Source organism: Pseudoxanthomonas taiwanensis (genome assembly GCF_010093135.1).
GTDB lineage: Bacteria > Pseudomonadota > Gammaproteobacteria > Xanthomonadales > Xanthomonadaceae > Pseudoxanthomonas > Pseudoxanthomonas taiwanensis.
The window spans coordinates 1-7,600 of record NZ_PDWK01000098.1 but is presented as its reverse complement, the minus strand read 5'-3'; the positions used below and the strand labels follow the sequence as shown (position 1 = coordinate 7,600).

The following is a 7,600-nucleotide window of genomic DNA, read 5'->3' as shown; positions in this document are numbered from 1 at the left end:
CCGCCCCGAAGGTGCCTCAGAAACCCCGGACACCCCGGCCCCCCGAACCCCGGGATAACGGCATCCGTGGGGCAGCCCCGGGCGCCGGGCGCCCCGGCCCCCCCCGCGGGCGTGGCCCGCGCGCCCGCATCCCCGCCGGCGCCCGACAGTCTGGCTGCCTCCGCCCCGGACGCCCCGTCGGAGCCGCGCAAGCGGCGACCCGGCAGGCGCATCCAGGCCCGCGTTCAAGCGCCACGCGGCTGGAGGAACCCACTGACGCCCCCGGCGCAGGCGCCAATGCGGTGAACGGGCCGACCCGTCGCGTCGCCGCTGACGCGGCTCCTACAGCGGGGTGGTCTGGCCGATCCCCGCGGGGAGGAACGGGGATGCGGGAGACGGGTCGCGCAGGAGGGCGGCGCGGGCGGCTTCGGCCGCTTCCGGTGGCAGCTCGGCCAGCGGACGCACCTCGCCGGCCACCAGCGCGGCCACCGGGATGCCGTCGCGGTAGGCCACGCGCGCGCCCGGGATGCGCGGCACGCGCCCGCCGGCCAGCCCCACGCCGGCCAGGTTGAGCGGGTCCCCCGCGCTGACCGCCAGCACGGTGCCGTCCTGTGGCCGCTGCCGCGCCTTGCGCAGCAGGCCGATGGCCTCCGGCAGGGCGAACTGCTCGCCGGAGAGGCCGTCGATGAAGCGGCCGCCGCGCACCTCGCCGCGCGCCTCCAGGCGGTGGTACACGCGCAGCAGCTCGCGCCAGGGCGGCAGCCAGGCCGCCTCGCGCTCGAGCAGGCGCCAGCACACCACGCCGTAGCGGCGCAGCAGCACCCGGGCCACGTGCTCCACCGCCTCCGGATCCGGGCGCGCCGGCCGCGCCTCCTCCTGCGCCTGCGGCCGCCGCACCGGTGCCCAGCGGCCGGCATCCTCGATCCCGAGCATCAGCGCACGGCGCCGCCCGTGCCCAGGCGTGGGGCGCCTGGACGGCGGCACCAGCAGCGCGCGCAGGCCGGCGAAGCTGTCGCAGTGCACCCGCCCGCGCGCCACCAGCTCGGCCAGCGCGTCCTCCAGCTCGGTGCGCAGCAGGCGGGTGCCGTCGGCGATCTCGTCGAAGAACGAGGCGCCGTGCGCGGCCAGGTAGTCGGCCACCTTCTGCGCGCGCGAGGACAGTGCCTGGTCGGCGGTGGCCGGCGGAGCCAGTGCGGCCCAGTGCGCCACGCTGCGGCGTGGCAGCAGCAGCACCGGGGTGGCGCGCAGCGAACCGCTGCCACGCGGCGCGCCCGGCTCCACGTCCGCGGCGCGCAGCCGCGTCCACTGGATGCGGCCGGCGGTGCACAGGTCGTCCAGCCAGGCGATGGAGTAGTCGCGTACCCGCGCCGGCAGCAGCTCGGCCTCCCAGGCCGCGGCCGGCGCCTCGAAGCCCTCCAGCTGGCCGAGCACGCCGGCCAGCGCCTCCGGGCCACTGACCCGGCAGTCGGGCGAGACGCGCTGCCAGTCGAACAGGAAACGCATGAAGTCACGCGGGGCCACCGGTTCGATCTCGCGGCGCAGGCGGCGCAGCGTGTAGCGGTGGATGCGCGCCAGCAGGTGGCGCTCGCACCATTCGTCCACGCCCGCGTCGCTGAAGCGGCCCTGCATGGCGTAGCCCTGCGATTGCAGCTTCAGCAGCGCCATGTCCGTGGCCAGCGGGGCGAGGCCCAGGCTCGCGGCCAGCTCCGCGGCCGGCACCGGGCCCAGCCCGGTCAGGCGCGCGCGCAGCAGGGCCACGGCCGCGTCCTCCGCGCTCCACTGCACCCGGGCGAATTCGGCCGGCACGGCGATGCCCGGCTGCTGCAGGGCCGCAGGATGCAGGGCCAGCAGCTGCGGCAGGCGCTCGGCCGCCACCCACCATTGCCGCCCGGCGGCGGTGACCAGGGTGGCACGCGCGTCGCGCGCCAGGCGCTGCAGCCAGGCCTCCCAGCCCGGTTCGCGCGCGGCCTCGGCGGCGGTGACGAAGCCAAGGCCGGTCAGAGCCTCGTGCATCTCGTCGGCGCTGCGCACGCGCGGCCAGGCCTCCTCGCGCACCCGCGCCACCGCCTCCGGGTCCAGCCGCCCCAGGTCGGTGGCCGCCTGCGGATCGGCGTAGCGGCGGGTCTGCACGGCCTGGGTGCGGCGCTCCTCCAGCGGCGCGTCGTCGAGGAAGGCGTAGGGCCTGGCGTTCAGCGCCTCGGCCGCCAGTGGCGAGGGCGCGGCCAGGTCGCACGCCGACACTTCGATGTCCCCGGCCTCCATGCCACGCAGCACGCGCAGCCAACCCTCGGTGTCCATGGCCTCGTTGAGGCAGTCGTGCAGGGTCTGCGCCACCAGCGGATGGTCCGGCACCTCGCGGTCGCCGACGATGTTCTCCAGGCAGGCCACCTGGTCCGGGAACACGGTGGCCAGCAGGTCCTCGGACTTCATCCGCTGCAGCTGCGGCGGCACCTTCTTCCCGCCGACGAAGCGCGGCAGGGCCAGCGCGGTGGTGGCGTTCCAGCGCCAGCGCACCGGGAACAGCGGCGCGTCCAGCAGCGCCTGCACCAGCACGTCCTGCGCCGAGGACGAGTGCAGGTAGCGCGAGACCTCGATCAGCGGAAAACTGTGACTGGTGGACAGCGACAGCACGATGGCGTCCTCGGTGGCCGCGGCCTGCAGCTCGAAGTTGAACTGGCGGCAGAAGCGCTTGCGCAGGGCCAGGCCCCAGGCACGGTTGAGGCGGCTGCCGTAGGGGCTGTGGATCACCAGGTGGGTGGAGCCGGTCTCGTCGAAGAAGCGCTCCAGCACGATGCGCCGCTGCGTGGGCATCACCCCCAGCGCCGCCACCGCCGCGCCCAGGTAGTCCACCAGCTGCTGCGCGGCGGCCTCGTCCAGCCCCCCCTCCTCCCGCAGCCAGGCCAGCGCCGCGGCCGTGCCGCCTGCCTGCAGCGCCCCGGCCACCGCCTCGCGCAGGCGCGAGACGCCGAAGGCCAGCTCGTCGCTGCGGCCGGGCGCCTCGCCCAGCCAGAACGGGATGCTGGGCGGTTGCCCCTGCGCGTCCTCCACCCGCACCCGGCCCGGCTCCACGCGCAGGATGCGGTAGCTGGCGTTGCCCAGCTGGAAGATGTCGCCGGCCATGCTCTCGACCGCGAAATCCTCGTTGACGCTGCCGATGTAGGTGGCCTGCGGCTCCAGCACCACGGCATAGTCGGCGGTCTCGGGGATGGTGCCGCCGGACAGGGTGGCCACCAGGCGCGCGCCCTGGCGCCCGCGCAGACGGCGGTTGACCGCGTCGCGGTGGATCAGGCCGGCGCGCGGGCCGCGGCGGTCGCTGTAGCCCTCGGCCAGCATCCGCACCACGTCGTCGAAGTCCTTGCGCGGCAGGCGCGCGTATGGCCAGGCGCGGCGCAGCCAGTCGTAGAGCGCGTCCTCGTCCCATTCGCGCGCGGCCACCTCGGCCACGATCTGCTGCGCCAGAACGTCCAGCGGTGCCGGTGGGATGCGCAGCGCGTCCAGCTCGCCGCGGCGCACGCAGTCCAGCAGCGCCGCGCACTCGACCAGATCGTCGCGGGTCTGCGGGAACAGCCGCGCCTTGGGCGTGCCGCCCACCGAGTGGCCGGAGCGGCCGGCGCGCTGCAGGAAGGCGGCGATCGAGCGCGGCGAACCGAGCTGGCACACCAGGTCCACGTCGCCGATGTCCAGGCCCAGCTCCAGCGAGGCGGTGGCCACCAGCGCCCTCAGCTCACCGCGCTTGAGCTTCTGCTCGGCCTCCAGGCGCAGTTCCTTCGACAGGCTGCCGTGGTGCGTGGCCACGGCCTCGCGCCCGAGCAGCTCGCCCAGGTGGAATGCGGCGCGCTCGGCCATGCGCCGGGTGTTCACGAACACCAGGGTGGTGCGGTGCGCGCGCACCAGCTCGGCCACGCGTCCGTACACCTGCGCCCACTGGTCGTTGGACATCACCGAGGACAGCGGCGTGGGCGGCACCTCCAGGGCCAGGTCGCGGCGGCGGCCGTAGCCGATGTCCACGATGGCGCAGTCCGGCACGTCGCGCCCGGCACGGCCGCCACGCACCGCGCCGCCGGACAGGCCGGCATCGTCGCGGACCGGCAGCGCGGCGCGGTCGGGATAGACGTTGGCCGCACCCACCAGGAAGCGCGCCACCTCCTCCACCGGCTTCTGCGTGGCCGACAGGCCGATGCGCACCAGGCGCCGTCCGCACAGCGCCTCCAGCCGCTCCAGCGAGAGGGCCAGGTGGCTGCCGCGCTTGTCGCCGGCCAGAGCGTGGATCTCGTCCACGATCACGCTGCGCACGCTGCCCAGCATGGCCCGGCCCGAGGCCGAGCACAGCAGCACGTACAGCGATTCGGGTGTGGTCACCAGGATGTGGGGCGGCTTTTTCCGCACCTGCGCGCGCTCGGCCTGCGGCGTGTCGCCGGTGCGCACCGCGGTGCGGATCTCCACCTCCGGCAGACCCAGTTCGGCCAGCGCGGCGCGGATGCCGGCCAGCGGCGCCTCCAGGTTGAGGTGGATGTCGTTGGACAACGCCTTCAGCGGCGAGATGTACAGCACCCGGGTGGCGTCGGGCAGCGTCCCGCCTCCGGCCAGGCCCTCGCGCACCAGCTCGTCGATGGCGGCCAGGAAGGCGGTGAGCGTCTTGCCCGAGCCGGTGGGCGCGGCCACCAGGGTGTTGTGCCCGGCCATGATCGCCGGCCACGCCGCGGCCTGGGCCGCGGTCGGCCCCGGGAAGGCGCCGGCGAACCAGCGCGCGACGGCGGGATGGAAGGCGTCGACGGGCATCGGAGGGGGAAAGCGCCGGGAGCGTCCAGCGTGCGGGACCGCCGTCTCACGGCGTGAGACGCGCACGGAGTGCTCGCGAATATGCGCCCGCCCGCCGGGGGCTTCAACGCGGCCGGCGCTGCGATGTTCAGCCGGTTCAGGGAAACGGCCGGCCAGGGCCGGATTTCACGGTATGGTCGCCGCGCCGGGGCTAGAACGGAACTGCGGCCGCTCCGCCGGACCGGACGCCACCTTCCCGTCAGGAGCACGCCATGCGCCGCCTTGTTCTCGCCACACCCCTGCTCGCCCTGCTGCCACTGGCCCTCCTGGCCGGCTGCGACCGCCGCGACACACCCGAAGGCACCGATGCCGCCGTGACCTCACCGGCCGCGCAGTCGCCGGCCGGCGACACGGTCCCGTCCGCCGATCCGGCACCCGCCATCCCCACCGACGACACCGTGCCGCCCAGCCTGCCGCCGCCGGCCAACGACGCCACCACCACGCCACCGACCAGCACCGATCCGCCAGGCGATGTGCCGGACCCGGCCGAAGATCCGCGCACACCCACCGGCAATCCGTAACGGCGCGCGTCTCAGTCGCCGGTCTGCCGGTGCGGCGCCTGCACCGGCTTGGACTGCGGGGAATCCTTCTGCCGCAGCCAGATGGTCAGCAGCACCAGGCTGGCCACGGCCAGGAACTCGCTCTGCCAGTTCTGCAGCGACTCGAACCAGAACCGGGCGCCGGCCAGGTGCGCCCACACCGACACCGGCATCGCGCCCTCCAGCGCGCGCTCGGCCAGTTCCGCGCGCCAGCTGCCGTACAGGTGCAGCACGAAGCTGGCCAGGAACAGCAGGCCGAAGGCGATGGCCAGTGAACGCTCGTACAGCCACAGCCAGGCACCGCCCCTGCGCACCGGCCAGGGTGCGGGACCGGGCTCCACGCGCGGCGACTCGTGCTCCGGCGACAGCGGCCGCGACTCGGCCGACCCGGCCTGGCGCAGGCGCACGGTGAGCAGCACGTACATGCCCATCTGCAGGAACTCGCTCTCCCAGTTCTCGAACAGGGCCGACACGAAATGCCCCGAACGCAGGTACTGGCCCAGACCGAGCAGCTCGCCGCCCTTGTCCGCCAGCTCGGCATTGTGCGCCGTCCAGCCGGTCCAGGCCTGGCCGGCCACGAAGACCAGCACCAGCGCCAGAAGCACGATGCTCAGGCCGTTGCGCTTCCACATGACCGTCTCCGACCGGCCCGCGCCGGGCCGCTGCGGCCATCCTGCGCGCGGCCGCGTTGACGGGCCGCGACGGTACGCACGGCCGCCCCACACCTGCCGGCGGGCCAACGCGCCGAAGCGGGGCCGGGGTGGCCGCGCCGCGGAACAGGCGCACGCGAAGTTGCCGGCGGCATGCTGCCGCTGCGGCCTGTCACGGGAAAAAGGGGGGAACCGCCCGGGAAAGAATGGTGGGCCGTGTTGGAATCGAACCAACGACCAGCGGATTAAAAGTCCGATGCTCTACCGACTGAGCTAACGGCCCGGAACTGCAAGGCGGTTCGCATTTTACCCGATCCCCCCCGGGGGCGGACAGGTGCCCCACCACCGGCGGCTGTCTGGCCTGCGTGTCCTGGCCGCGTTCACTGCCTCGCCCTCCCCTCTGCGGGAGCCGCGCCCGCGGCGACCCGGCAGCGTATCGAGGCCCGCGCTCAACCGGCACTCCCGGCCGGAGGAAGCGCCAAGCGTCTTCGGCACGGGAGCTGACGCCGTGAACGTACCGATCCGTCGCGTCGCCGCTGACGCGGCCCCTGCAACGGGGGCCCCCACGGCGGCGCGGGTGGCGTCAGGCCACGTAGCGCGTGGGGTCGGCCACGCCGGCGGCGGCGAAGCCGGCCGCGCGCAGGCGGCAGGCGTCGCAATGGCCGCAGGCGCGGCCCTCGGCATCGGCGCGGTAGCAGGACACGGTCTGCGCGAAATCCACGCCCAGGCGCAGGCCCTCGCGCACGATTCCGTCCTTGCCCATGCGCATCAGGGGCGCGTGGATGCGGATGCCCGCCCCTTCCACGCCGGCCTTGGTGGCCAGGTTGGCCAGGCGCTCGAACGCGGCGATGAACTCGGGACGGCAGTCCGGATAGCCGGAGTAGTCCACCGCGTTGACACCGCAGAAGATGTCCGCCGCGCCCAGCACCTCGGCCCAGCCCAGGGCGATGGACAGCATGATGGTGTTGCGCGCCGGCACGTAGGTCGCCGGAATGCCCTCGCCGCCGGCCTCGGGCACCTCAATGCCGTCGTCGGTCAGTGCCGAGCCGCCGATGGCGCGCAGGTCCACGTCCACGGTCTTGTGTGCCACCGCACCCAGCGCGCGGGCCACGCGCGCGGCCGCATCAAGCTCGGAGGTGTGGCGCTGTCCGTAGCGCACGCTCAGCGCGTGCACGGCAAAGCCCTGCTCGCGGGCGATGGCCAGCACGACGGCCGAGTCCATGCCACCGGACACCAGGGCGACGGCCTTCTTCATGGGAGCACGATCGGAATGTGGGGGGTTGGCGCATTGTATGTAGGAGGCGCGTCAGCGGCGACCCGGCAGGCGTGTCCGGGCCTGCGGTCAACCGCCACGCGACCGCAGGGAAACACCCGGCACCCCGGTGCGGGAGCCGACACCGTGAACCGGTCGGCCCGCCGCGTCGCCGCCGACGCGGCTCCTGCAGGAGAGGACAGGCGCCGCCATCCACGCACGGGGCGCAGACGGACTTGTATGTTCAGGCCAGATCAGCACGGTAGAGTCTGACACGCCGTTGAGGGGGCCAGACCGGTGCGTGCAGTTTGGTAACGGCTGGGGTGTTCGAGCCCGTCTCTGAGTACAGAGCGCACGGCCAC

4 protein-coding genes and 1 tRNA gene are annotated in these 7,600 nt (G+C 74.3%); 1 reads left to right on the top strand and 4 read right to left on the bottom strand.

Annotated features, from left to right (window positions below):
• Positions 1–321 precede the first annotated feature (321 nt).
• A complete protein-coding gene (locus CR938_RS13355) occupies positions 322–4,758 on the bottom strand; it encodes a DEAD/DEAH box helicase (protein WP_162125470.1) in 4,437 nt (1,478 codons plus the stop codon).
• Between the two features lie 251 nt (positions 4,759–5,009).
• Between CR938_RS13355 and CR938_RS13350 the strand changes: the two genes are divergently transcribed.
• Positions 5,010–5,318 (top strand): hypothetical protein, encoded by a 309-nt coding sequence (locus CR938_RS13350; RefSeq protein ID WP_162125469.1) that lies wholly within the window; start codon positions 5,010–5,012, stop codon positions 5,316–5,318.
• An 11-nt stretch (positions 5,319–5,329) separates the two neighbouring features.
• On the opposite strand, the gene CR938_RS13345 is transcribed toward CR938_RS13350, so the two are convergent.
• From CR938_RS13345 to queC, 3 genes are all read right to left on the bottom strand, one after another.
• Positions 5,330–5,968 (bottom strand): DUF6766 family protein, encoded by a 639-nt coding sequence (locus CR938_RS13345; RefSeq protein ID WP_162125468.1) that lies wholly within the window; start codon positions 5,966–5,968, stop codon positions 5,330–5,332.
• A gap of 225 nt (positions 5,969–6,193) precedes the next feature.
• A tRNA-Lys gene (locus tag CR938_RS13340) sits at positions 6,194–6,269 on the bottom strand.
• Between the two features lie 300 nt (positions 6,270–6,569).
• On the bottom strand, positions 6,570–7,241 hold the full coding sequence (gene queC / locus CR938_RS13335) for a 7-cyano-7-deazaguanine synthase QueC (RefSeq protein ID WP_162125467.1): 672 nt from the start codon (positions 7,239–7,241) through the stop codon (positions 6,570–6,572).
• Positions 7,242–7,600: the final 359 nt, after the last annotated feature.